This window comes from Jeotgalibacillus campisalis (assembly GCF_000829515.1).
In the GTDB taxonomy this organism is placed as follows: Bacteria; Bacillota; Bacilli; order Bacillales; family Jeotgalibacillaceae; genus Jeotgalibacillus; species Jeotgalibacillus campisalis.
The window spans coordinates 330,220-354,144 of sequence record NZ_JXRR01000014.1 but is presented as its reverse complement, the minus strand read 5'-3'; the positions used below and the strand labels follow the sequence as shown (position 1 = coordinate 354,144).

General features: G+C 41.5%; 23 protein-coding genes. 1 reads left to right on the top strand and 22 read right to left on the bottom strand.

Going from position 1 to position 23,925, the window contains the following annotated elements:
* Positions 1 to 80: 80 nt before the first annotated feature.
* From ftsY to KR50_RS08765, 13 genes are all read right to left on the bottom strand, one after another.
* Positions 81 to 1,085 carry a signal recognition particle-docking protein FtsY gene (gene ftsY / locus KR50_RS08825; RefSeq protein WP_041057436.1) on the bottom strand — a complete coding sequence of 335 codons (1,005 nt, stop codon included), beginning with the start codon at positions 1,083 to 1,085 and terminating at the stop codon, positions 81 to 83.
* A 15-nt stretch (positions 1,086 to 1,100) separates the two neighbouring features.
* Positions 1,101 to 4,670 (bottom strand): chromosome segregation protein SMC, encoded by a 3,570-nt coding sequence (gene smc / locus KR50_RS08820; RefSeq protein WP_041057434.1) that lies wholly within the window; start codon positions 4,668 to 4,670, stop codon positions 1,101 to 1,103.
* Entirely contained in the window at positions 4,670 to 5,425 is a 756-nt protein-coding gene (gene rnc / locus KR50_RS08815; RefSeq protein WP_041057432.1) for a ribonuclease III, read from the bottom strand. The genes smc and rnc overlap by 1 nt, the downstream gene beginning before the upstream one ends.
* A gap of 138 nt (positions 5,426 to 5,563) precedes the next feature.
* Positions 5,564 to 5,797 (bottom strand): acyl carrier protein, encoded by a 234-nt coding sequence (gene acpP / locus KR50_RS08810; RefSeq protein ID WP_041057430.1) that lies wholly within the window; start codon positions 5,795 to 5,797, stop codon positions 5,564 to 5,566.
* A 67-nt stretch (positions 5,798 to 5,864) separates the two neighbouring features.
* Positions 5,865 to 6,608 (bottom strand): 3-oxoacyl-[acyl-carrier-protein] reductase, encoded by a 744-nt coding sequence (gene fabG / locus KR50_RS08805; RefSeq protein ID WP_041057428.1) that lies wholly within the window; start codon positions 6,606 to 6,608, stop codon positions 5,865 to 5,867.
* Positions 6,609 to 7,553: an ACP S-malonyltransferase gene (gene fabD / locus KR50_RS08800; RefSeq protein ID WP_041057425.1), complete on the bottom strand. Its 945-nt coding sequence runs from the start codon at positions 7,551 to 7,553 to the stop codon at positions 6,609 to 6,611.
* A 15-nt stretch (positions 7,554 to 7,568) separates the two neighbouring features.
* Entirely contained in the window at positions 7,569 to 8,552 is a 984-nt protein-coding gene (gene plsX / locus KR50_RS08795; protein ID WP_041057422.1) for a phosphate acyltransferase PlsX, read from the bottom strand.
* A 1-nt stretch (position 8,553) separates the two neighbouring features.
* Positions 8,554 to 9,129, bottom strand: a complete 576-nt coding sequence (fapR, locus tag KR50_RS08790; protein ID WP_041057419.1) for a transcription factor FapR — start codon at positions 9,127 to 9,129, stop codon at positions 8,554 to 8,556.
* Positions 9,130 to 9,207: 78 nt separating this feature from the next.
* The gene (recG, locus tag KR50_RS08785; RefSeq protein WP_041057416.1) at positions 9,208 to 11,244 is read right to left on the bottom strand and encodes an ATP-dependent DNA helicase RecG; all 2,037 of its coding nucleotides are present in this window, start codon (positions 11,242 to 11,244) and stop codon (positions 9,208 to 9,210) included.
* Positions 11,245 to 11,250: 6 nt separating this feature from the next.
* A complete protein-coding gene (gene sdaAA / locus KR50_RS08780; RefSeq protein WP_041057413.1) occupies positions 11,251 to 12,138 on the bottom strand; it encodes an L-serine ammonia-lyase, iron-sulfur-dependent, subunit alpha in 888 nt (295 codons plus the stop codon).
* Positions 12,139 to 12,191: 53 nt separating this feature from the next.
* The gene (gene sdaAB, locus KR50_RS08775; RefSeq protein WP_041057410.1) at positions 12,192 to 12,854 is read right to left on the bottom strand and encodes an L-serine ammonia-lyase, iron-sulfur-dependent subunit beta; all 663 of its coding nucleotides are present in this window, start codon (positions 12,852 to 12,854) and stop codon (positions 12,192 to 12,194) included.
* Between the two features lie 111 nt (positions 12,855 to 12,965).
* Positions 12,966 to 14,639, bottom strand: a complete 1,674-nt coding sequence (locus KR50_RS08770; RefSeq protein WP_041057408.1) for a DAK2 domain-containing protein — start codon at positions 14,637 to 14,639, stop codon at positions 12,966 to 12,968.
* Between the two features lie 16 nt (positions 14,640 to 14,655).
* Complete coding sequence (locus KR50_RS08765; RefSeq protein WP_041057405.1) at positions 14,656 to 15,018, bottom strand: Asp23/Gls24 family envelope stress response protein; 363 nt, start codon at positions 15,016 to 15,018, stop codon at positions 14,656 to 14,658.
* A gap of 375 nt (positions 15,019 to 15,393) precedes the next feature.
* Between KR50_RS08765 and rpmB the strand changes: the two genes are divergently transcribed.
* Positions 15,394 to 15,582, top strand: a complete 189-nt coding sequence (gene rpmB, locus KR50_RS08760; RefSeq protein ID WP_039808810.1) for a 50S ribosomal protein L28 — start codon at positions 15,394 to 15,396, stop codon at positions 15,580 to 15,582.
* A gap of 60 nt (positions 15,583 to 15,642) precedes the next feature.
* Here the strand turns inward: rpmB and spoVM are convergent, their stop codons facing one another.
* From spoVM to def, 9 genes are all read right to left on the bottom strand, one after another.
* Entirely contained in the window at positions 15,643 to 15,741 is a 99-nt protein-coding gene (gene spoVM, locus KR50_RS08755) for a stage V sporulation protein SpoVM (protein ID WP_084215535.1), read from the bottom strand.
* 12 nt (positions 15,742 to 15,753) lie between these two features.
* On the bottom strand, positions 15,754 to 16,398 hold the full coding sequence (locus KR50_RS08750; protein ID WP_041057397.1) for a thiamine diphosphokinase: 645 nt from the start codon (positions 16,396 to 16,398) through the stop codon (positions 15,754 to 15,756).
* A gap of 278 nt (positions 16,399 to 16,676) precedes the next feature.
* On the bottom strand, positions 16,677 to 17,333 hold the full coding sequence (gene rpe, locus KR50_RS08745; protein WP_041057394.1) for a ribulose-phosphate 3-epimerase: 657 nt from the start codon (positions 17,331 to 17,333) through the stop codon (positions 16,677 to 16,679).
* Between the two features lies 1 nt (position 17,334).
* Entirely contained in the window at positions 17,335 to 18,216 is an 882-nt protein-coding gene (gene rsgA / locus KR50_RS08740) for a ribosome small subunit-dependent GTPase A (protein WP_041057391.1), read from the bottom strand.
* Positions 18,217 to 18,236: 20 nt separating this feature from the next.
* Positions 18,237 to 20,285 carry a Stk1 family PASTA domain-containing Ser/Thr kinase gene (gene pknB, locus KR50_RS08735; RefSeq protein ID WP_041057389.1) on the bottom strand — a complete coding sequence of 683 codons (2,049 nt, stop codon included), beginning with the start codon at positions 20,283 to 20,285 and terminating at the stop codon, positions 18,237 to 18,239.
* Positions 20,282 to 21,043, bottom strand: coding sequence for a Stp1/IreP family PP2C-type Ser/Thr phosphatase (locus KR50_RS08730; RefSeq protein WP_041057386.1), 762 nt, complete (start codon positions 21,041 to 21,043; stop codon positions 20,282 to 20,284). The genes pknB and KR50_RS08730 overlap by 4 nt, the downstream gene beginning before the upstream one ends.
* 97 nt (positions 21,044 to 21,140) lie before the next feature.
* Complete coding sequence (gene rsmB / locus KR50_RS08725; RefSeq protein ID WP_041057383.1) at positions 21,141 to 22,475, bottom strand: 16S rRNA (cytosine(967)-C(5))-methyltransferase RsmB; 1,335 nt, start codon at positions 22,473 to 22,475, stop codon at positions 21,141 to 21,143.
* Positions 22,468 to 23,421 carry a methionyl-tRNA formyltransferase gene (gene fmt / locus KR50_RS08720; RefSeq protein ID WP_041057381.1) on the bottom strand — a complete coding sequence of 318 codons (954 nt, stop codon included), beginning with the start codon at positions 23,419 to 23,421 and terminating at the stop codon, positions 22,468 to 22,470. The genes rsmB and fmt overlap by 8 nt, the downstream gene beginning before the upstream one ends.
* The gene (def, locus tag KR50_RS08715; RefSeq protein ID WP_041057378.1) at positions 23,418 to 23,903 is read right to left on the bottom strand and encodes a peptide deformylase; all 486 of its coding nucleotides are present in this window, start codon (positions 23,901 to 23,903) and stop codon (positions 23,418 to 23,420) included. Before def ends, fmt begins: the two co-directional genes overlap by 4 nt.
* Between the last annotated feature and the right edge of the window lie 22 nt (positions 23,904 to 23,925).

Sequence of the window (23,925 nt, the reverse complement as noted above, 5' to 3'; positions counted from 1 at the left end):
CCTTTGTTAAGTGAAAAGCCTTTACACTGAAATCATACCGACTATATTACCGTGTGTCAAGTACCAGATAGGGAAACTGCTTATTCATCTGACTCTGCCTTTTCATCCTCAATTAAATCGGCAAAAAGACCATAAACATATTTTTCAGCATCAAAAGGCTGCAAGTCGTCCATTTTTTCACCTAGTCCCACGAATTTTACGGGAATACCAAGTTCTTGCTTGATCGCAAGGACGATGCCCCCTTTTGCAGTGCCATCGAGTTTAGTAAGAACAATACCGGTAACATTTGTAGCTTCCTTAAAGATTTTCGCTTGCGTTAATGCATTTTGACCTGTTGTAGCATCTAAAGCAAGAAGCACTTCTTGAGGTGCTCCAGGCAGTTCGCGTTCAATTACTTTTTTAACTTTTTCCAACTCTTTCATAAGGTTTACTTTATTTTGAAGTCTTCCGGCTGTGTCACAGATTAGAATATCAGCTTTCTTTGCTTTCGCTGACTGCACCGCATCATACATAACTGCTGCCGGATCTGCGCCTTCTCCATGCTTAATCACATCTACCCCGACTCGCTGTCCCCAGACTTCAAGCTGCTCGATGGCACCTGCACGAAATGTATCTCCCGCTGCAAGCATTACTTTTTTGCCATCTTCCTTAAATTGATGAGCGAGTTTTCCGATTGTTGTCGTTTTCCCAACTCCATTTACTCCAACAAATAAGATGACGGTTAATTCGTCTTCTTGAAGCTGCAGCAAAGCATTTTCCTCATCATCATCACCTTGATAGATTTCCACTAATTTTTTGGAAATAACGCCCCTGATATCCTTCGTGTCTTTTATATTTTGTCTGCGCACTTCCATTTTTAATTCGTCTATTAGTTTCACGATTGTTTCAAAGCCTACATCGGCTTCAAATAAAATCTCCTCAAGTTCTTCAAAGAAATCTTCATCTACCGTTCTGTACCTTGCCACCAGATCATTCATTTTTGTTGTGAAATTATCCCGTGTTTTCGTAAGCCCTTCCCGGAATTTATCCGACATTGTATCTTGGGAATGGGTTAATTTATCTTTTATTTTCTTAAAAAAACTCATTTTTCTCTCCCTTTCTTAGGAAAATGATTTGACCGGATCCTGCTCTTCAAGACGGACAGATACTAACTTGGAAACTCCCGATTCCTGCATAGTAACACCATAAAGTACATCTGCCCCCTCCATCGTCCCTTTGCGGTGAGTAATGACGATAAATTGCGACTGTTCGCTGAAACGGTGAAGATATTGACTAAATCGCTGGACATTCGCCTCATCCAAGGCAGCTTCAACTTCATCGAGTATACAAAATGGCACTGGACGCACTTTTAAAATGGCAAATAAGAGGGCGATGGCCGTCAGGGCTCTTTCTCCACCTGACATTAAACCAAGGTTTTGCAGTTTTTTACCAGGCGGCTGAGCGACAATATCAACTCCCGAGTTAAGCAAATCATTAGGATCGGTTAGTTTCAATTCCGCTCGTCCCCCGCCAAACAACTCTTTAAACACCTCAGAGAAGTGTCCCTTGACCTGATCAAAGGTTTGTCCAAATCGGCGTGCCATTTCTTCGTCCATTTCTTCAATTACTTCCTGCAGATTCCTTTTTGCTTCTAAAAGATCATTTTGCTGTTCAAGGAGAAATTCGTATCGCTCTGATATTCTGTCATATTCCTCTATCGCTCCCAGGTTAACATTTCCAAGTTCATCAATTGACATCTTGATCAGCTTCACCTGCCTCCTGGCGTCCTCAGCAGAAGAATTCATTTGATACAGCTCTTTTGCAGAATAAAACGTCAGTTCATATTCCTCTTGAAGACGGTTTAAGCGTGAATCAATCTCCACTTCAAGGCGGTTAATCCGGACGACTTCATCCTTTAAGCCGTCCTGCAGACCTTTTTGCAGCCTGGATAGTTCTTTTAAAAGTCTGGTGATCTGTTCCATTTCCTGCTTAATAACTGCACGCTTTTGTTTCGTGCTTTCAATAAATTCAAGGGTTTCATCTCTCTTTAACTGCTTTTGAGCGATGACCTTTTTAAGTGATTCTGACTGATCCTCGCCATTAGTAGCTTCATCAGCAATCCAAAGCATGTCCTCTTTTAATGAAGCGCTTCTTTTCTTCGACTGTTTCAGGGCTGCTTTCAACCCCTCTTTTTCCCGAATGATTTGCTGCTGTTGTTCCCTTGAAACGGCCAAATTTGATTTTGAAGCAGACAGCTTTTGTATAAGGTCATCTTTAGATGTACGCTGAATATCTTTTTTCTCAGTCAAGATTTTCATGGAGCTCGTCAATCTGGCAAGCATTTCTTCAACAGTAACTAAACGTTTTTTTAATGCTGTTTTTTTCTCTTCGATCTCGGCTGTAAAATCTTTAAATTCGTCCATTTCAAGATCATACATTGAGAGCTGGCTATCGGATCTCTCCAAGAATACTTCTGTTTCTCTGAGACTGGATTTCATTTCTGACTCTTTTATTCTTAAAGACTCACCTTTTGTTCTGAGAATTTCGATCTGCTGATCGGTTTCACTAAGTTGATTCTTTTTTTCTTTTACTTTTTGTTCTACCTGAGCTGCTGTTTCTTCCATAGTCGGAATTTGCTCAGAGAGTTCATCCAGTTCGTTTTTCCGGGACAAAATCGATGCACCCTTTTTGGATTGTGCTCCCCCTGTCATGGAGCCGCCAGGGTTTACCACGTCCCCTTCAGTAGTAACAAAACGGAATCGATGCTGGAGGATAGCAGCAAGCTCATTAGCACCTTTTAAATCTCTTACAATTAAGACCGTTCCCAGAAGATTTTCAACGATTTGCGAGTACTTGCTGTCCGCTGTTACAAGAGAGGATGCTACACCGATAAAGCTGCTGTGTTTTCTGGCTTGTTCTAGTTGATGAGACTGAAGAGTTTTAGGTTTGATAACGGACAGCGGCAGAAATGTTGCCCGGCCAAACCGATTCTGCTTCAAATACTGTATGGCTGCTCTGGCATTTTTTTCATTTGCGGTGACGACACTTTGCATCGAACCGCCTAATGCTGTTTCAATTGCCAATTCATACTGTTTGTCTACAGAGACCAACTCAGCAACTGCTCCTTCAATTCCGTCGAGCTTATGTTTTCGGGCTTTCAAGATTTCTTTAACTCCCTGGAAAAAACCTGAAAAATCCCCTTCCATCGTCTCGAGCATATTTTTGCGCGACTTAGCATCACTTACATACTGATACGCTTTATAAAGATTTCTTTCCATCTCTTCGTACTCTCTAGCGAGCCGGCTTCGAATCTGCTGGGCTTCTGAAAATTGCTTTATACTTTCCTTGAGCTCCAAAGCAACTTCTTCAATCTTTTGAGAAAGGGTGTCTTTTTGCAGTAGTTTTTCTTTTCTTTCGGAAATAAAATGAGCGTTTTGATCATGCAGCTTGTTGGCACGTTTTGTATGCTGATCCATCTGCTGCTTTGCATAGCTAAGTTCATTATTTATTGTCGTTTTTTCATTTAACGCATCAAAGTATTCATCTTTTACTTTCTCAAACTGCTCTTCGATATTAATTTCCAGATTATCTACTGCTAATTGAAGATCGCTCACTTCTTCCTGAAGAGCTTTTACTCTTTTAGCACTTTCTTTAGCTTTCTCTTCATTTTTCAACAACGATTGTTCTGTGCTTTTAATTTGTTCATTTAGATCCTCAAGCGTTTTTTTCATCTGTTCTTCATTTTGATCAGCATTTTTTTTGCGCTCAAGAAGAACTTGTCTGCGTCCTTCAAGCTGCTCCGCTTCTTCTGTGACCGTCAACAATGTTTTTTGGTGCTCGTCAAGCTCGGAATCATACTTTGCAAGAAGTGTTCGCTTAGAAGAGAAAATCTCATCATTTATTCTGATTTTTTCATCCTTTTGCTGTTCCTGTACCTGAATGCTCTCATAATTTTCTTTCCCTTTTTCCCACTCGTGGTTCATATGTTCAATATCATGAACAAAAAGAGCAACCTCGGTTTGTTTGAGTTCCTCTTTTTTTTCCAGGTATTCCCGAGCAAGCGACGCCTGAACTTTAAGAGGTTCAACCTGTCCTTCTAATTCATGTAAAATATCCTGTACACGAAAGAGATTTTCCTGCGTTTCAATTAACCGGGCATCCGCTTTTTTTCTTCGGTTTTTATATTTAAGAACGCCCGCTGCCTCTTCGAGTATGACTCTGCGTTCTTCTGGCTTGCTGTTTAATATTTGCTCAACTCTTCCTTGTCCGATGATAGAAAATGCCTCTTTTCCAAGGCCTGAATCAATGAACAAGTCAATAATATCTTTTAAACGGCAGGGTTGGCTGTTTAATAGGTATTCACTGTCCCCGCTGCGATACACTCTCCTGGTTACGCTTACTTCTACATAATCAAGAGGCAACGCCTGGTCCTCGTTATCGAGTGTCAGCGTCACCTCAGCAAGATTTACAGGTTTTCTTGAATCACTTCCTGCAAAAATAATATCTTCCATTTTCCCTCCGCGAAGCGATTTCGCAGACTGCTCTCCTAATACCCAGCGGATGGCATCCGTTATATTACTTTTACCGCTGCCGTTTGGGCCAACAACTGCCGTGACACCCGGAACGAAGTCAATGGATATTTTCTCTGCAAATGACTTAAATCCAACAATATCTAATCTTTTTAAAAACATTATGTCTTCACCTGCTGCTCGTCCGGCTTATTTTTAAGGTAGTCCAGCGCTTTTTGAGCTGCGTGCTGTTCAGCCTCTTTTTTAGATCTGCCTGAACCAATTCCAAGCTCTTCTCCCGCATGAAGAACGCGTGAAATAAATTCGCGGTTATGGGCGGGACCTTTTTCTTTTAAAATCTCATAGCTTAACACTCCTGGATGGTGACGCTGAATATACTCCTGAAGCTGGCTTTTATAATCCATCACATGCGAAAAAGCACCCGTGTTCACTTTAGGGAAGACCACTTTTTCTAATATCATCCTAACCGGTTCTATACCCTGATCCAGATAAAGTGCGCCTATAAATGCCTCGAAGACATCAGCAAGAAGAGCCGGTCTCATTCGGCCGCCTGTTTGTTCTTCCCCTTTTCCAAGCAGGATCAATTCGCCAAAGTTTAGCTCGTTAGCAAAAATGACGAGAGACGGTTCACAGACAATCGCTGCTCTGAGCTTTGTCATTTCCCCTTCACTCATCGCAGGAAAACGTTCGAATAAGTAATGGGATACAGTTAATTCAAGTACAGCGTCTCCCAAAAATTCCAGTCGTTCGTTATCCTCATAGGGCTTCCTTCGATGCTCATTCACATAAGATGAATGTGTAAAAGCTTTCATTAATAGTTTAAAATCTTTAAATTTAATTTCATGCTGCTGCTGAAAGTCATTAAACCGTGCTTCTGATTTTTTTGCAGCCGTCTGGTCTTTTCTCATTTTAGTCATCGGACTTCACCTTGCCATTTCTATCACTTTAATTTAATGGTATACAAGATAAAACAAAACTTGGCATGATTCCTCATGCCAAGCTTTCTCTCAATTAGCGAAAAACACGATCATCTTGGCGGGATGATTTCATTACACTTAGACTTTTTCCTGTATGTAATTCACTGCATCACCAACTGTACCGATTTTTTCTGCATCTTCATCAGAGATAACCATATCAAATTCATCTTCAAGCTCCATCACTAATTCTACTACATCAAGTGAATCAGCACCAAGATCTTCTTTAAATGAAGCTTCAAGCTTAACTTCAGATTCATCTACACCCAAGCGGTCAACGATAATTTTTGTTACACGATCCATAACTTCTGCCATGTTCGTCACCTCCCTTCAATTATTATAGTTTAAAACAGGCGGTAAATAAACTCCTGCTTTTTTAAATTTACATGACCATTCCGCCATCAACATGTAATGTTTGGCCGGTCATGTAAGAAGCGTCATCACTGCTCAGGAACAATACTACTTTTGCAACATCAGAAGGACTGCCAAAACGCGCCAAAGGAATTTGCTTTCTCATTTCGTCCTGGATGTCCTCTGTTAGTTTATCAGTCATATCCGTTTCAATAAAGCCTGGAGCAACGGCATTAACTGTAATTCCTCTGGAGGAAAGTTCTTTAGCCGTACTTTTTGTCAATCCAATGACACCTGCTTTTGAAGCTACATAATTTGATTGGCCCGGATTTCCGGTAACGCCAACGATAGATGAAATATTAATGATGCGTCCGCTGCGCTGCTTCATCATGCTTCTCGTGACCGCTTTTGTTGTAAGGAATACTCCTTTTAAATTGATATTAATAACATCATCCCACTCGTCATCTTTCATTCTCATCAATAAATTATCTCTTGTCACTCCTGCATTATTTACGAGAATATCAATGGAACCAAAACGCGATATGGTCTCTTTAATCATATTTTGAACCTGATCTGCTTCTCCCACATTCGCTTGTATAACAAATGCTTCTCTGCCAAATCCTGTTATCTCTTCTGCTACTTGCTCTGCGCGTTCTTTACTGCCGCTGTAATTAATGGCAACATTCGCTCCATTTCTTGCAAGCTCGAGGGCTATTTCTCTTCCAATTCCTCGTGAAGCGCCGGTTACAAGTGCTGTTTTTCCTTGAAGTTTCATTTATTGGACCCCCTTTAGTGCTTTTAGCGCGATCTGAAGTGTTTCTTCATCATAAACCGGGAAGGTCTTTGCTCGTCTTTCCACTTTTTTCACTAAGCCCGATAAGACTTTTCCTGGTCCTACTTCAATAAAAGTATCGACGCCTAAACTTATAAGTTTTTGAATTGTATCCTCCCATAATACCGGAGAGTAGAGTTGAGCAACTAAAAGTTTTTTTATCTTGTTCCCATCGAGTTCAACATCGGCTGTGACATTCGCAATAACGGGGATCGTCGCATTATTAACCGTTACAGAGGAAATCACTTCCTCAAACTCTTTTGCTGCAGGCTTCATTAAGCTTGAATGAAAAGGACCACTGACATGAAGGGGGAGACATCGTTTTGCACCTTTTTCTTTTGCAAGAAGCGAGGCTTTTTCAACACCTGCAGCAGAACCGGATATCACAATTTGACCTGGACAGTTTAAGTTGGCAAGCTGGACAGGATCACCCTGTTCAGTAACAAGATCGGTTACCATTTTCAATTCTTCCCGGTCCATTCCGAGAACTGCACTCATTTTTCCTTCTCCGTTCGGAACGGCCTGCTCCATCAATTCTCCACGTTTGCGCACCGTCACAACAGCATCTTCAAAGCTCATAGATCCTGAAGCAACCAAAGCTGAATATTCTCCAAGACTGTGTCCCGCTAAATAATCTGCATGAATATTGTTTTCCCTTAGCACAGACATAATCGCTACGCTTGAGGTTAAGAGCGCAGGTTGAGCGTTTATTGTTTTAGTCAGATCTTCCTGAGGCCCCTCAAACATCAATCCAGAGAGATTTTCATTCAGTTGTTCATCTGCCTTTGAATAAATATTTTTTGCTGATTCATGAGCATTAACAATCTCTTGTCCCATGCCGACGATCTGTGAACCTTGACCTGGAAATAAGTAAGCCACTTTAGCCATCTGTATGATTCTCCTTTACTTTGAGTTTATCGCAGCAGAGATTAATTGACCTACATTTTCCTCTGCCATACTATTCGCCTGCTTTATCGCGTTATAAATTGCATGCTCATTGGATGAGCCGTGGGCTTTAATAACGGGAGCATTCAATCCAAATAAAGCTGCTCCTCCATATTCTGTATAGTCCATCTTGCTTTTTAATGCACGTAAATCATTTTGTACAAGACCAGCGGCAAGTTTGGATTTGAATGAGGAAGAAAACGTTTCTTTCAGCATTCCAAAAATCGCCTGCGCAGTCCCTTCAAGCGTTTTCAGCACCATATTGCCTGTAAATCCATCTGTAACGACAACATCTGCTGCCCCGTCAAGAAGGTCTCTGGATTCAACATTTCCAATGAAATTGAGCTGTGAATCCTTCAGCAGTTGAAAAGAAGCTTTGGTCAGTTCATTTCCTTTCCCTTCCTCTGTACCGATATTTAACAGCCCAACTGTCGGATTTGGTATGCCTCTGACCTTTTCTGCGTAAATACTTCCCATCAAGGCATATTGAAGAAGATGTTCAGGTTTCGCATCGGAATTAGCTCCGAGATCCAGCATAACAAACCCTTTGCCATCCATAGTAGGCAGGGTAGGGGAAAGGGCAGGTCTTTCAATACCGCTAATTCTGCCCACTACAAATAAACCCGCTGCCATCAGTGCACCTGTATTACCGGCTGATACACACGCCTGAGCCTGTCCATCTTTTACTGCCTGAGCCATTAGCACCATAGAAGCACTCTTTTTTCTTCTAACCGCTCTTACCGGTTCATCTGTACTTAAAATTTTCTCATTGGTATGTATGATTTCAATATTTTGTCCGTTTGTAAGGTGGGCTTTGATGGCTTCTTGGTCACCATATAGCGTCACTTGGATAGAAGGATTTTCTTTAACTGCTTTCATTGCACCAAGAACGACCTCTTTAGGTGCATGATCTCCGCCCATTGCGTCAACCGCTATTTTCATATCAATTCTCCTCTCCTAATTGAAACGTGGAGCGATACATTTCAAATTCCCCTTTAAATACCAGGGTTTTTTCAACATAGGACATTACTTCCACAGTGGTTCTATGCTTATCTCTATGGCTCACCTTCGCTTTGGCAATTACTCGGTCACCCATTTGGACCGGATTGCTGAAAATAAGATTGGCTCTTGCTGTAAGAGCAAGTTCATCATTTATTAACGCTACCGCAAGTGAGTTTGCTTGAGCAAACAGATGATGGCCTCTTGTAATTTTATTTCGTTGAAAAACATGTTCTTCTCTAACATCAAAGATAGATATTCCGCTTTTATCCAGTTCTATATCAATTATTTCACCAATCACTTCATCGATAGGAAGAGACCGCACCTCATCTTCAAACGTTTGTTCCGCAACCGTTTTTATCCTTTCCCGCAGTTCAGGAATCGATAACTCCATTCGATCAAGGCGTATGGTTTGAACGCTCACGCCAAAGCGTTTTGCCAAATCATCGTCCGTCACGAAAGGAGTGTCAGCAATCGTTTGCTGTAATGTGTGCTGCCGCTCTTTTTTTGTTAATTTCATTTCTCCACCGCCCGCTACTAGCACTAGGTACTAATAGGAGTATATAAATAAAATAGACAGAATGCAACTGCATTCTGTCTAATCAAGTTTACTGCCGCTTAGAATACCATCTTCCACTAGGATCTCTCTTAAAACCGCATAGTGCTGTTCTTCCCAAAATTCCTGACTCTCAATCAGTTGATGAGCATCATCCCGGGCAATCTCCAATGCCCTGTAATCATGAACCATATCAGCCACTTTAAATTCGGGAAGCCCGCTTTGTTTTCTTCCAAAGAAATCTCCAGGTCCCCGCAGTTCAAGATCCTTTTCACTTAAAACAAAACCATCATTCGTTTCCGTCATAATTTTCATACGTTCTTTCCCGACTTCGTTCTTGGGGTCTGCAAGAAGAATGCAATAGGATTGATCGCTCCCTCTTCCTACTCTTCCTCTTAGTTGATGCAGCTGTGACAAACCGAACCGTTCAGCATCATAGATGACCATTAACGAAGCGTTGGGAACATTCACTCCTACCTCAACCACCGTGGTAGAGACTAAAACGTGGAATTGATTTTCACTAAAGGCCTTCATAACCTTTTCTTTTTCGTCCGCATGCAGCCTGCCGTGCATAAGCCCGACCGTAAATCTTCCGAAAAAATATTGCTCCAGCTGCACATGAACATCAATCGCGTTTTGGACATCCAATTTTTCAGATTCTTCAATGAGTGGGCAAATGACGTATACCTGCCGTCCATTTGCAAGTTCCTTTTCCATAAAAACCAAAATACGATCCAGCATATTTTCCTTAGCCCAGTAGGTTTGAATCGGCTTTCTTCCCGCAGGCATTTCGTCAATGATCGAGACATCCATTTCACCAAACACCGTAATGGCAAGTGTTCTTGGTATGGGAGTAGCAGTCATAAAGAGCACATCAGGGCTTTCTCCTTTTTCACGGAGAACACGGCGCTGGTTTACGCCAAATCTGTGCTGCTCGTCTGTGATCACGAGACCAAGATTTTTAAAATTCACTTCTTCCTGTATAAGAGCGTGAGTGCCGATTAAAATATCTATATCACCTGCAGCCAGTTTTTCTAATAGAAGGGTTCTTCTTTTCCCCTTGACTGAGCTTGTAAGGAGTGCAACGTTCATTCCTATTGGCTGAAATAACTCGTTTAATGACTCGGCGTGCTGTTCGGCGAGTATTTCTGTCGGGACCATAAGTGCTCCCTGATAGCCCGCCGTAATAGCTGCAAGAAGGGAAATCGCAGCCACAACTGTCTTGCCAGAACCAACATCTCCTTGCAACAGGCGATTCATGCGGTGCGGCGACTTCATATCTATCAGTATTTCTTTCAGCACTCTTTTTTGGGCATCTGTAAGTGGAAAGGGAAGTCTGGAAATAAAGGCAGTTAGATCGTCCTTTACGTAGTTAATCGAAATCCCTTTTGACTGTTCTCGTTCAACTTTTCTTAAAGCCTGCATTTTTAATTGAAACAAAAAAAACTCTTCATATACAAATCGTCTTCTCGATTGTTTCATCGCATCAGGATTTGAAGGAAAGTGAATTCCCTCAAGCGCTTGACGCCTGTCTAACAACTTGTATTTGGCAAGCAATCCTTCAGGGATCGGATCAGCTATTTTATCCGCATAATGTTTAAGCGCCTGCTGGATTAGTTTTTTCAATGTGCGATTTGTCATAGATCCTTTTAATGGATAGACAGGTGAGAATTCTTCTTCCCCCTGCTGCGGCCCAAGCTTATACGTTTGAGCTGTAATAATCTGGCGATGCCTGTCCCATTTGCCGGTCACCGTAATCATATCTTGTACATTCAATTTTTTCTTAAGATAAGGCTGATTAAAAAATGTGACCTTAATACTGTGCGGGCCGCTTAATAATCTTAAGGTCAATCTGGACTTTTTTTTGCCAAAAAATTGAAGAGAGGGTTCACTGTGAATCCTGCCTTCTACAGTAACCCGCTCTTCGTGAGCCGCCTCTGATAAATCTTTCATTCTGAAATCATCATATCGGTACGGCAAATAATTTATTAAATCATTTATTGTATGAATGCCCATGTCTTGCAGCTGTTGAGCGGTTTCTTCTCCAACTCCGTTTAAAGTTAAGACTGATTCATTCAAACCAGCCTACTCCTTTTTATCCAGAGCAAAACCAAATATTTTCGCTTCCAGTTCCCGGCCTGTCGGGGTCGCTGCCAAGCCGCCTTGAGCAGTTTCTCTTAGTGCAACAGGCATTGTCTGTCCGATTTTATACATAGCATCAATTACCTCATCACATGGGATGCGGCTCGTTATTCCAGCAAGGGACATGTCTGCTGCGACCATCGCATTCGCAGCACCCATTGCATTTCTTTTTACACAAGGTACTTCTACAAGTCCTGCAACTGGATCACAAACAAGACCCAGCATATTTTTTAACGTGATCGCCATCGCTTCTGCACACTGGGACGGTGATCCGCCTGCCATTTCTACAATAGCTGCAGCTGCCATTCCGGATGCTGAACCGACCTCTGCCTGACACCCTCCTGCTGCTCCTGAAATCGAGGCATTATTAGCCACAACGAAACCGAATGCACCTGAAGTAAACAAAAAACGGATTTTCTCTTCCCTCGTAGGATTCAGTTTTCTTTGCACGGCAAATAAGGTGCCAGGAACCACACCAGCCGAGCCGGCCGTAGGAGTTGCGCATATCGTTCCCATTGCAGCATTCACCTCATTTGTTGCTACAGCTTTGCTGACAGCATCTAAGAGCAGATCACCACTGAGAGACTTCCCTCCTGCTATGTACTTTTGCAGCAAAACAGCATCTCCACCGGTTAAACCTGAATGAGACTTGACTCCTTGCAAACCTCTTTCCACCGCTTCTTCCATGACCTTTAAATTCCGTTCCATTTGAGCAAGAACGTCTTCGCGGGAACGGTTTGTAACTTTCATTTCCTGTTCAATCATAATATCAGATATTTTTTTGTTGCCTGTTTCGGCTAACTCAACTAGTTCTGCAACATTACGAAACATTTTATCCCACCTTCTATTTTACGTAAGCGCTGCCATTGCCCCGCATTACTATTTTAATTTACAATTCTAGTTACTTGAGTGACTTCCGGAAGTTTTTTTAGTCCTTCTATGACTTCCTCATTTACGTTTTGGTCAACTTCTATCGTCATTAAAGCCATCTGCCCTACGTCTTTTCGGGAAACATCCATATGGCCAATGTTTATTCTGTGGCTTGCCAGCAGATTAGAAACAGCAGCGATTGCACCGAACCGATCGTCATGAACAACCAGAATCGCAGGGTGATGACCTGTTAATTTAAGTTCAAATCCATTTAGTTCAATGATCTCTATCTTACCTCCGCCAATGGAAATGCCGACAAGTTCCATTTCGCCGTTTTTATCGCCAAGTAAGATTCTGGCCGTATTCGGATGATCCGTTACCGCTTCTTCTTCACGAATTTTTATACGGATTTTTTTCTTTTTAGCATGATCAAATGCATTAATAATTCTTTCATCGTCGGTTTCAAAATTCATGATCCCGCCGATCATTGCTACATCTGTACCGTGGCCTCTGAATGTTTTAGCAAATGATCCATAGAAAGAAATCGTAGCCCATTCAGGTTCTCTGCCAAAGAGTTCTCTGGCCATTTTTCCTATTCTTGCCGCTCCTGCAGTGTGAGAAGAAGATGGACCGATCATAACGGGGCCGATAATATCAAAAACACTTTTGTATTTCATGCATGTTCACACCTTCACTGTCATCTCGTACTTACTTCCTTCATATAGAAAATAGAAGGGTAAGTACCCTTCTATTTTCTCTCTTTAAGCGAATGATTACAATCCATTTCCTTATTCAATCGCAAATATATATGAGTAAAGCGGCTGCTTTCCATTATGGATTTCAATTTCCAGCTCAGCATATTCACTCTCAATAAACGCTTTAATGTCGTTTACTTCATCTTCACCAGCATCTTCACCATGCAAAATGGTAAGAATTTCAGCCTCTTCATCAATCATTTGTGCGAGGAGTTTTTTAGCAGAATTCAATCTGCTCTTATCACTAACTACAATCTTCCCTTCTGCAATACCCATATGATCATCTTTTTGAATAGTGATGCCGTCTATGGATGTATCGCGCACAGCAAATGTGACTTGACCTGTCTTCACATGATTTAATGCCTCTTTCATTCCTGCAAAGTTGTCGTCGATTTCCGCTGTTGGGTTGAAAGCCAAAATAGCTGTCATTCCCTGAGGAACCGTCTTAGACGGCACTACTACCGCTTCCATTTCAACAACCTCAGCTGCCTGTTCAGCAGCCATAATTATATTTTTGTTATTAGGTAAGATAATGACTTTTTCAGCATTTGCTTCCTCAATTGCTTTGACAATATCCTCTGTGCTTGGATTCATTGTCTGTCCGCCTTCAATTACATTCGTTGCACCGATGCTCTTGAATAGTTCAGCAATCCCTTCACCCATAGAAACCGTAATGATCGCATAAGGTTTCTTTTCAGCAGGAACGGCATTTTTATCGGGAACTCTATAATCAGACCCTACAAGTTCAGTGTGCTGCTCACGCATATTTTCAATTTTCATTTTAATTAAGCTGCCGTAACGCTGGCCGTAAGCAAGTGCTGTTCCAGGCTCCTCTGTATGAATGTGCACCTTCGCCATTTCATCATCTGAGATTACGAGCAATGAATCACCAAGCTCACTCAATTCATTTCTGAATCTTGTTTCATCGAAGGGATGTTTAGACGTTTTTTCTTCTTCAAGCTTTACCATGAACTCAGTACAATAGCCAAATTCTATATCTTCTGTATTCATAAAGCCCTGTACGCCAATATGATGCTCAGCGCCTACAAGCTCGTCCATTGAAAGAGCAACAGGAGCGTCATCAATTTTTTCACCCTTAAGTTCCGCTAAGAAGCCTTCATAGACGTGGACAAGCCCCTGCCCGCCGCTGTCTACTACTCCAACCTCTTTTAAAACAGGCAAAAGATCCGGAGTGCGCTTTAGTGAAGCTTTTGCTTCTTTGACGATTTCTTCCATTAAAGCTACGAAATCATCCTCATTTTTAGCTGCCTGAACCGCTTTTTTTGCCGCATCTTTTGCAACAGTTAAAATGGTGCCTTCAACCGGTTTCATGACAGCCTTATAAGCAGATCCAACTCCATCATCTAATGCCTGGGCAAATTCAACCGTGCTTAAAACGCTTTTGCTTTCAACAGTTTTACCGAATCCTCTAAAAAGCTGTGACAGAATCACACCAGAATTTCCACGTGCTCCCATCAGCAAGCCTTTAGAAAGAGCTGAAGATACTTTTCCCAGATGGTCTGAAACATTTGCCTGGACTTCTTTTGAACCCGAAGTCATAGATAAGTTCATATTTGTACCGGTATCTCCATCTGGTACGGGAAACACATTTAATGCATCCACTGTGTCTGCATTATTGGACAAATTTATTGCTCCCTGAAAAATCATTTCGGCAAACTGCCTGCCATTTAACTCGTTAATAACCACAAAGCTTTCCTCCTCATTACGGGTTCGTTACACGAACTCCCTGAACGTATATATTGACGGACTCAACAGAAAGGCCAACAGTTTTGTCCAATGTGTATTTAACAGTCGATTGTACATTGTGAGCGACTTCTGAAATTTTGGTGCCATAGCTGACAACAATGTACATATCAATGTAGACCTTATCGTTTTCCTGACGCACAATTACGCCACGCGTAAAATTTTCACGACGCAAGATATCTGTCAGACCGTCTCTTATCTGATGCTTGGACGCCATGCCTACTATCCCGAAGCATTCAATTGCTGCTCCACCGGCAACCATTGCAATGACTTCGTTTGAGATATCAATTTGTCCAAACTTTGTTGTTAATTCAATAGACATATCTTGCTCCCCCTTTGGATACTGTCTTGGCTAAAGACATTTTACTATACAATCCCTTGATTTAAAAGCAAAACTGGTAAAGACCATTCCTTACTTAACGTTTTTTTGTTTCATTTTCTTTTCAAATAAACGCTCAATCATTCAGTCGATTCTATTAATCAGCTTTATTAGTTTACATAATAAAATTATATTATCTAATGAATGATTATTTTATAGTCTTTTTCTGTACTTAATATGTAAAGGAAAAAAACTTGATAGTATACTTTATTTTTATTGCATAATAAATTTAGGTGTGGTAAATTAATTAAGGTGTGATTGACTAAGTGAAAGATTGAAACAGATGTTTTCAGCTTCATTTGTGAGGAGGGGAATTAAATGGCGAAACAGTGTGTTGTTACTGGTCGTAAGACTCGTTCGGGCAACGCTCGCTCCCACGCTATGAACGCTAACAAGCGTACATGGGGCGCTAACCTTCAAAAAGTTCGTATTCTTGTTGACGGTAAGCCTAAACGCGTATGGGTTTCTGCACGAGCATTGAAATCCGGTAAAGTAGAACGCGTATAATATTGAAATGATCATAATAAGAAGGGGAGCTGAACTAGTCAGCTCCCCTTCTTATTTTGTTTATGCTTGCTTTTTAAAAGCCCCAAGCATTGCTTTTACAATTCCACCAAGCACTCTGGGAAGTTTTATACTGTAAAATCGCAAGTGGATCTCCTCCATTCCGATAAAGCATCAAGTGTTGTCCTTGCTTCTTACCATCATAATTATGCCAGATTGAAACGAAATAGACGCATGAGAGGCAATAAATTCGTTACTGATCGTAAGGGTCGTCCCCATTTTTAAATCGTGATCGGTCAACGGATACTTTACACCCGCGATGGTGAATTTTTTTACTTCTGGAGTAATGGGAATAAAGGAAAGATAGCGATAGTCCGGATCATTTTCTACTTTAAAATCACCACTTTTTAAAAGACTGATTCGATTTTGCTCGTCCAGAATTTCAACAGAGTGCGTATGTTTGAGGACAAGCGGCGAAGTAAGCAGCTGAAGATTCCCCATAAAATGATCAAGTCTCCCGCCGGTTGCGCCTATTAACCTGATGGGCTGAGATTCAGATAGAGCCCATTTTAAGGCCATCTCCAAATCTGTTTCGTTTTTCTCTGGCTCTGCCACTTCCAATTTACGAACATGTGAGATGATGTGATTGAATTCCTCCTTTGTTACGGAATCAAAATCTCCAAAAGCTCGTTCTACAGAAAACCCTGCCTCAATCAGTTTTTTTGTTCCCCTATCTACTCCAATCCACCTGGCTTCCTTTTGTCCAAGCTCTAGCAGCCATTGATGATTGATTGGTGCGCCACCAACTAAATAAATCATGTTCTCACCTTCAATCTATATGATGCAGTTCAATGCTATATGTTTATAATTTTTATTATGTAAACAAAAAGAGCCTGGGACAAATGTGTGTCTCAAGCTCTTTGATTGGTTCACTTCGCTTCAGGCGGACGCTTTCCACAGGGACGGCTGCTTGAGCCCTCCTCAGGCTTTGGTCTCAGCTTGCTGTCATATCCTGCAGGGAGTCGCCGCTTTCCGCTGCGAAAATAAATACTCATTTTAAACATCTTTCATAGTTCTGATTCAGTCTCAACTTTTATTTACTGTTGAGCAGCTTTTTTTAACAACCCTATGGCTAAATTCCGATCTCTTTCTCCAAACACCGCAGATCCTGCTACCATCACTTCAGCTCCTGCGTCTACACATTGTTTAATCGTTTCTGTATTAACACCGCCGTCTACTTGAATTAAATAGTTGAAACCTGCTTCTTTTTTAAGTTTAGCGAGCTCATTTATTTTACCTGCCATAGAAGGGATGAAGCTTTGTCCTCCAAAACCTGGATTTACAGTCATGACAAGAACAAGATCAAGATCCCCTAGTACATGTTTAATCGCTTCAATTGGTGTGTGGGGATTTATAACCGCACCCGCTTTCACCCCTTTTGCTTTAATGAGCTGAATCGTTCTGTGAAGATGATTCGTAGCTTCTGCATGAACTGAAATGTAGTCTGCACCTGCATTGGCAAATTGCTCAATATAATTCTCAGGCTGAACAATCATTAAGTGCACATCCAAAATCATTGAAGTCACCGGTCTAATTGCATTAACAACTAGAGAACCCATGGTGATATTTGGAACAAATTGTCCATCCATTACGTCGATATGAATCCAATCTGCTCCTCCTTTTTCCACTTCCTTTATTTCTTCTCCCAGCTTAGAAAAATCAGCTGACAAAATAGATGGTGCGATTTTTACCATTTTAATACCTCGGCTTTCTTGTTTTTATTTCCTCGTGAAACTGCTGATAATCCTTATATCGATAGCTCGGAATTTTCTTATCTTCTACTGCAGCCTTTACAGCACACTTAGGTTCATTAATATGAAGACAAGCTCGGAATTTGCACTGCTCTCCAAAATGTGCAATTTCAGGTAAGCAGAAAGGTAATTCTTCAAGCTCCAGTTCACTGAACTCCAAAGCACTAAATCCAGGTGTATCTGCAACAAGACCTGATCCTATAGCAAGAAGTTCCACATGTCTTGTCGTATGTTTCCCCCTGCCAAGAGAAGAAGATATTTGATCTGTTTTTATGTCAAGGTCGGGTCTTAACGCATTTAAGATAGATGATTTCCCTACTCCTGACTGTCCGGCAAAAACAGATATTTTCCCTTCAAGGTAAGGAATAAGAGTGTCAAGACCATCTTCCCATTTAGCGGACGAGCGTAAAACAGTGTACCCAATATCCTCATAATCTTTAGCATATTGTTCAATTTTTACTGTTTGCTCCTCAGTTAAGAGATCCATTTTTGAAATGCAGATTACAGGCGTTATCTGATGACTTTCAACTAGGACTAAAAAGCGGTCCAATAATGAAGTACTGAAATTGGGCTCGATTGCAGAAAAAACTAAAACTGCCTGGTCTACGTTGGCGATAGGCGGACGAACAAGTTCATTTTTTCGGTCTTCGATTTCAAGAACATAACCCTCTTGATCATTCTCCGCTTGATAACGAACTTGATCTCCTACCAATGGAGTGATTCCCTGGTTGCGAAATACCCCTCTTCCCCTGCATTGGATGATCCTGCTCTCGTCTTTAACATAATAAAAGCCACTTAAAGCTTTCATGATTTTCCCACTTGGCATTCGATCTCTCCTTGTATGATTTATTCGTTTGTATCATATGGTATTTCTTTTTCAATAATCGTCTCACCGTCTCGCTCGACTCGGTAGGCACCAGTGCCCCCTGGTTCTATCATCAATTCAATACTTCTTTCTACGGTTTCTGTAATTGTAAATTCTTCCAGAGGCTCATCAATGTCATTATTTGAATCTTTTACAAATATTCTTATCGTTTGGGGCTCAGGTTCTCCTGGAACTTCCGGCGGATCTTCACCTTCTTCAGGATCGGGCTCTTCGCCTTCTTCAGGATCGGGTTCTTCCGGTTCTTCCGATTCCTCAACAGCTTCGTATTCAATTGTTAATGGAACAAAAATTTCTTTTGGAGGCAGCGGTTCTTCTCCTAAGGAGACCACTACATTAATTGAACTCCCTACAGGAAGAGAGGTCCCTTCGGATGGATCTTGTGATATGACGGCTCCTTCTGCCTGCTCAGATGAATATTCTTCCCTAGTTGTGTTGACAACCAAGCCGGTGCGAGATTCAAATTCGTCTACTTCCTGAGGAGATTTACCAATTAAATTCTCGACTACCGCTGTTTCTTCCCCTAAGCTGATGGTCAGTTGCAGTTCCGTTTCACTCGGTATCATTCTGTTCCCTTCTCCTGGATTTTGATCAATTATCGTTCCTTTTGGAGAAGAGTCATATTCTTCCTCAAATATGATTTCTTCAAAATCCATTTCCTCGATTGATTCCCGAATATCCTCATAGATTTTACCTGTATAATCATCCATTTCTACTTCCATTTTCCCGCTGCTGATTGTTACATTAATCTCTTCGCCTTCCTCCACAGTACGTGTTGCCTTAGGCGAGCTTCTAATGATTTCATCCGCAGGGATCTCCTCACTTGGCTGATATTCAATTTCACCAAGACGGAGACCTGCTTCTTCAAGAATTTCTTCACCTTCATTTAACGATTCGCCTACAATATTCGGAACCTCTACCCGGGCTGGACCAAAGACACCAAGTGCTGCCATTGCGGCTGTACCTGCAGAAAGAAGAAGTATGACAAGCAAAAGAATCCATGGCCATTTTTTTCTTTTTTTCTTTTTCTTTAAAAAGGGCTGTTCGGTTTTTGGCTGTATTTTTGATTTGGATGAATCTTTGTGTACCTTTGTGTCTTCATTTTGTGTAAATGACCGCTCATTTCGTATTATTGGGATGGCTCTAGTTGCATCGTTGTCAGGTTCAACCATGAACTTTGGCTCTTTAAAACGATCTTCATCGAGGACAGATTTTAAATCCTCATGCATCTCATCCACTGTGGCATATCGATAGAAGGAATCTTTCGTCGTCGATTTTAAAATAACATTTTCAACACTCTGAGGTAAATTAGGTGTTAATTTTGATGGCGGTGGAATATCAGATTGCAAATGTTTTAAAGCAATAGAAACAGCTGATTCGCCTTCAAAAGGCAGTCGGCCTGTTATAAGCTCGAACATCACAATTCCTAAAGAATAAATATCTGATTTTTTTGTCGCAATTCCGCCTCTTGCCTGCTCGGGCGAAAGATAATGGACAGTCCCCATGACAGAATTTGTTTGAGTGATTGAAGTTGCACTCAGAGCCATAGCAATGCCAAAGTCGGTGATCTTGATATCGCCATTGTTATCTACGAGAATATTCTGAGGTTTTATATCTCTGTGAATAATGCCATTATGATGTGCATGAGAAATCGCAGATGTTAGCTGGGACATAATTTTAATAGCATCTTTCATTGGCACAGGTGAGTGATGCTGAATGTATTCTTTTAATGTCATGCCCTCAACATACTCCATAACCAGATAATACTGATCATCCTCGTCTCCAACATCATACATGCTCACAATATTTGAATGGGTTAAACTTGTGGCTGATTGTGCTTCCCGCTGAAACCTTTTCATCGAATCGGTTTCATTTACATAATCCAGACGAAGTACTTTCACCGCAACATCTCTCTCAAGGATCATGTCGCGGGCAAGGTAAACATTTGCCATCCCGCCGCCGCCGATGGATCGAAGAATTTTATAACGACCGTTTAATCTTTTTCCGATCATCGTGTCTCCTCACTTTCTTTGGAGACAACGTACTCAACTGCAGCAATTGTGATATTGTCTTCACCGCCATTTTGGTTGGCAATATCAACCATTATTGATGCCCGTTCTTTAAGCGGCAGCGCCTGAGTAATGGTATCTGCTATTTTTACCTCATCTATTTTGTTAGAAAGGCCGTCAGAGCACAATATAATAATATTCCCTTCATCTATTGTGATGGTTGAAATACTGGGATTTACGAGACCGCTTGATCCAAGTGATTTCAGGAGCAGATTTTTTCTTGGATGGTGTTCAGCATCCCTTTTTGTTATTTCACCAGACTGAACAAGTGCGTTAACAAAAGAATGATCTTCTGTAACCTGTCGTATTTTATTAGCTTGTGAAACTATGTAACCTCTGCTGTCTCCTACATTTCCAATAGTGACAAATTCCTCCGTACAAATGGCTGCTACAATAGTGGTTCCCATTCCTTCACAGTCTTTATTCGTATGAGCGAAGAGATGAAGATCCCGATTGATGTTTTCAATACTTGACTGTAGCCAGTTTTCAGCATCCCTGGGCTTCAGGATAGCAGGACTGTCCATCCAAAGTTCCTGTATTTTTTCAACGGCCATCAAACTGGCAACATCTCCAGCTTTATGCCCTCCCATGCCATCTGCTACTACTGCAAGCAAATGACCGTGCGGGTGTAGATAGACCCCTCCCGCATCTTCATTTAAACGACGTACTTTTCCTTGATCGCTAATGAAAGCAGACTGCACTTTTTGTCACCTCGTTTTTAATGTTGGCTCTTCTTTTAAGCAGTGCATCATTTATGATAAATCACAACTAACACGGGCAGAACATGCATGCTGATCTTTAATTTTGCTTCTTTTCAAAGCAGGCAATAAAGAAACCGTCACCATTAAAATCCTGAGGAAAGACCTGTAGAATATTATCTTGGACAAGCGGCTGTATTGCTTCCGGCAAATTTTCTAAAGCAGTCAGTTCCATCTGTTTGTACTCTCTTAAAAACTTTGCGACAGTGTCATTATTTTCAGCGTGATCGACTGTACATGTACTGTAAATCAGTTTTCCGCCAGGTTTAATCATGTCTACGGCAGCTGCTAATAGTGAGTGCTGAACAGCAGTTAACCCTTCCAGATCATTTTCGGATTTAGCATATTTGATATCCGGTTTTCTTCTTACTACTCCTAAACCGCTGCAAGGTGCATCGACTAAAACACGGTCAAACGAACCGGCTTCAAATTTCTCATGAGCCTTTCTTGCATCAATCGCTGTTCCTTCGATGCATTCAATCCCTAATCGATCTGCATTATCAGAAATGAGCTTAATTTTATGCGGGTGGAGGTCAAGTGCAACAATTTGTCCCTCGTTATTCATTGATTGTGCAAGGTGGGTTGTTTTCCCTCCTGGTGCTGCACACATATCAAGAATGGTTTCTCCAGGCTGAGCATTCATAGCATAAGCAACCAGCATAGAGCTTTCATCCTGTATTGTCAGCATACCCGTCTTGTACGCATTGGTATGAGCAATATTCCCTTTCATAATCGATATTCCTTCTGGAATGATGCTGCTTGGTTTTGCCTCGACTCCTTCTGCATTCAGCTGATCGAGAACGGCTTCCCTGTTGGTCTTTAATGTATTGACACGTGCAGTCTGAACTGGAGCAAGTAAATTTGTTTCACACATTTTCTTTGTTTTTTCCAGTCCGTACTGTTCATTCCAACGGGCGACCAGCCAATATGGATGACTTGTTTCAATAGAAAGCCGCTCAATTGGGTCCAAAATGTCGTTTAAAGATGGTACACCTTCCCGCTGTATGGATCTGAGTATTCCATTTACCAGCCCGGCAATTCCTTTATGGCCCCTTTTTTTTGCGATTTCAACAGCTTCATGAATCGCTGCACGCTCTGGAACGCGATCAAAATACAGCATTTGATATAAGCTCATTCGAAGGAGATTTCGAACCCAGTTCTCCAGCTTTTTTTTAATAAATGGGGTCAAATAGTAGTCCAATGTCAGTTTGCGCTGAATTGTCCCATATGTCAGCTCTGTTAACAGCCCGGTATCCGGACCTTTAATATTGAATTTTTTTATTGCATGATTGAGCAGCAGATTGCTATAGGATTGGTTCTTATCAATTTGTTCGAGAATATCCAGTGCTGCTTCTCTTGCAGTTGTATTACTCATTTATTTTACCCACTCTTTCCCCGATTTCCATATCAGACCCTGCACCTCTTAGGAAATCTGCAGCAGCCATTTTCTTTTTCCCGAACGGCTGAAGCTCTGTAATAAGTAAAGCAGAGCCGTTTCCTGTGGAAATTACCGGTCCATTGGATGTCTTATCCAGTATAACACCTGGATCACCATTGTGTTTTATTCCCGTTTTTTCTGCTTTCAGTATTTTCATTGTTTTGTTTCGATAAGTTGTATAAGCAACAGGCCACGGGTAAAGTCCGCGGATTTGATTGTATAGATCAGCTTCAGTTCGCGACCAGTCAATCTCCTCTTCATCCCGTTTAATATTCCAGGCAAATGTAGCCTCTGAATGATTTTGTTCCGTTCGCTGCGCTGAATGATCAGCAATCAACGGAAGAGTTTCAGACAGCAGAAGCGCTCCTGCCTTACTTAATTTATCATGAAGAGTCCCTACATTATCGTCCTCAGTAATTTCCACTTTCACCTGACTGATGATGTCGCCTGCATCGAGTTTTTCAGCCATATACATGATCGTAATGCCCGTTTCTTTTTTTCCCTGCATTATTGCATGGTGGATGGGTGCTCCTCCGCGCAACTCAGGCAATAAAGAGGCATGGACGTTTATACAGCCAAGAGCTGGTGCCAAAAGAAGCTCAGGAGGCAGCAATTGACCGAATGCTGCAGTTACAATTAAGTCTGCTTTTAATTCAATGATTTCATCAAGTTCTTTAGATCCCTTTAGTTTTTCAGGCTGGATAACCGGTATATTCCGGCTCAACGCCTCTACTTTAACAGGAGGGGGTGTCAGCAGTCTTTTTCTTCCTGATGGACGATCGGGCTGCGTCACGACAGCGATGACATCCATTTGATCATTTATTAGCTGCTTTAAAATGGGAACTGAAAAATCAGGAGTGCCCATAAAGATTACTTTCATCATTCTTCGTCCCACCCTTCAATTTCTTCCTCGCTAATGTACCTGCTTACCTTGGACGTGAATAACACGCCATATAAATGATCTACTTCATGCTGAATGGCTCTTGCCATGTATCCTTCAGCTTCAAGTTCATACCATTGACCCTTTCGATCCTGGGCCTTTAAGCTGATTTTCTCTGCTCGTTCCACCTCTCCGTAAAGTCCTGGGAAACTAAGACAGCCTTCGATATCTAAATCTCTGCCATTCGTATGTGTAATGGTGGGGTTGATCATTTCGAGCGTGCCATTGTCATCATCTAGATCTACAATTGCTGCTTTTTTGCAAATCCCTACCTGAGGAGCCGCAATCCCTACACCATCGCTGTGGATCATGGTTTCAAAAAGATTATCCAGCAGCAGGTGAAGATCTTCTGTGAATTCAGTAATCGTTTCACATTCACTTTCTAAACGACTATCTGGATGTTTAATTATATCTAATATTGGCAATTCATTATCCTCCTTGACGACT